The following is a 1,922-nucleotide window of genomic DNA, read 5'->3' as shown; positions in this document are numbered from 1 at the left end:
TTTTGTCTACACCCTCTAAGCAGGATCTGGATTATCAGGTCGCGGTGACGCAGCTCAGCTACCTGTCGAACGTGCGTCTGGGCAACGCCAGCCTGGGGCTGAACGCAGTATTGCCTGTGGTGACGCGCATGAAGGTCGACGACGGGCTGAACAACGCCGCGTTGCGCGGCCAGACCGGTATGGGCGATCTGTTGATCGGGCCGTTCATTCAGTTCGACCCGGTGATGGGGCCGGCCGGGCCGCGCTTCGTGCAGCGCATTGAGTTACAGGTCAACCTGCCTACCGGCGAGTACGACGACAAACACGCAATTAACCCTGGCAACAACGCCTGGTCGTTCAATCCGTATTGGGCTGCGACCTACTGGTTCACGCCGAAGTGGACGGCGTCGGTTCGCGCGCACTACTTGTACAACGGCAAGAATGACGACCCGGCACAGTCGTTCGGCAATGTCAGCGATATTCAGGCAGGGCAGGCGCTGCACGCCAACTTCGCGACTGAGTATGCGGTCACCGATCAGCTTCGGCTGGGGATCAACGGTTACTGGCTCAAGCAGATCACCGACACCCAGGTCGACGGTCACGACGTTTCCGGGCGTAGGGAAAAAGTCTGGGCAATCGGGCCAGGTGCGATGTACAGCTTCTCGCAAAACGACCATGTGTTCGTCAACGCGTACTTCGAACAGGATGTCGAAAATCGTCCTGACGGCAGTCGCGTGCAGATGCGCTACGTTCACCATTTTTAAATCACCGCAGGCGCTGCTCCACAGCTGACTCGGGTTTTGCCTGTCGTTGCGACAGGCTTTTTTTCTGCGTGCGAGTTTTCGATATGACCATTCCTTCTAATAGCTCTGCACCCAGCAGGCCTGCACTGATTTGCCGGACCAACCTCAAAGGTCAGATCAAACACTGCTCCGATGGATTTGCCCGCGAACATGGTTACGCTCGCGATGAGCTGCTGGAGGCCTCGGTGACGCTGCTTCGTCACGAGTTGATGCCCGCCGCTGTCTTTGCAAGCCTGTGGTCGACGCTGGGTCAGGGCACGCCGTGGATGGGCATCGTCTGCAACCGTCACAGGGACGGCAGCCAGCGTTGGCACAATGTGTACATCAAACCGGTGTATGGCAGCGAAGGCGTGCAGGGTTACGGTGCAATCTATCTGCCGTTGAGCAGTGAGCAACAACACCGTGCTCAGGTGTTTTTTGCCCGCTGGCAGCGTCGTGGCTCGCCGGTCTCGGTGGTTGCGGCAATGGCTCGCTGGTTGTCGTGGAGCTGGCCGACTCTGCTGGTCGGTTCCGGCATCGCTCTGGCCTGCGCGGGGCTGGAGTCGGCCTGGCTGCAAGGTGTCAGCGCATTGCTGGGTGTCCTTGTGCTCACGGGCTGGCAGAGCTGGCGTCAAAACCGGCAAGTGCGGGCGGTACTGGCGTCGCACCCCAAAGCGTTCGCCGCCCCTGCGCTGGCCGGGTTGTACGCTGACCTGAGCGCTACGCCAGCGTTGGTCAACATGGCCTTGATCGCCGGGGAGGCGCGTCTGCAAACCGCCCTCAGCCGGATTGGCATGAGTGGCCGGTTGATTGACGAGCACATGGGCGCGCTGCATGAACTGATCGGCCACGAGGCACGGCGACTCGAAGAGCAGCGCAGTGAATCCGATCAGTCGGTGGTGGCGTTGAGCGAGATGACTGCGACCATCCAGGAAGTCTCTCGCAACCTGCAACACAGTGCCGAAGCCACCGGCCAGGCGGTGGAACAATCCAGTCAAGGGCAAGCTTTGGCTGAGCAGAGCTTGTCGGCCATGCAGCGGCTGAATGCCTCGGTCGCCGAAATTTCCGCTGCGGCCGGCGAGCTTTCGACGGCAACCGAATCCATCGGCAGCATCACTGACATCATCAGCAACATTGCCGGACAGACCAACCTGCTGGCGC

Annotated in this window: 2 protein-coding genes; both read left to right on the top strand. The window is 60.5% G+C overall.

The genetic code is table 11. From position 1 onward, the window contains the following. On the top strand, nt 1–743 hold a 743-nt coding region (locus ALO64_RS21060), incomplete at its 5' end, for a SphA family protein (protein ID WP_054991794.1). An 83-nt stretch (nt 744–826) separates the two neighbouring features. Further along, the coding region (locus ALO64_RS21055; RefSeq protein WP_057430881.1) for a methyl-accepting chemotaxis protein at nt 827–1,922 on the top strand (1,096 nt) is incomplete at its 3' end.

The organism is Pseudomonas meliae (assembly GCF_001400515.1).
GTDB lineage: Bacteria > Pseudomonadota > Gammaproteobacteria > Pseudomonadales > Pseudomonadaceae > Aquipseudomonas > Aquipseudomonas amygdali.
Note: the sequence above shows the minus strand (reverse complement) of the source record. Positions and strands in the feature narration are given on the sequence as shown.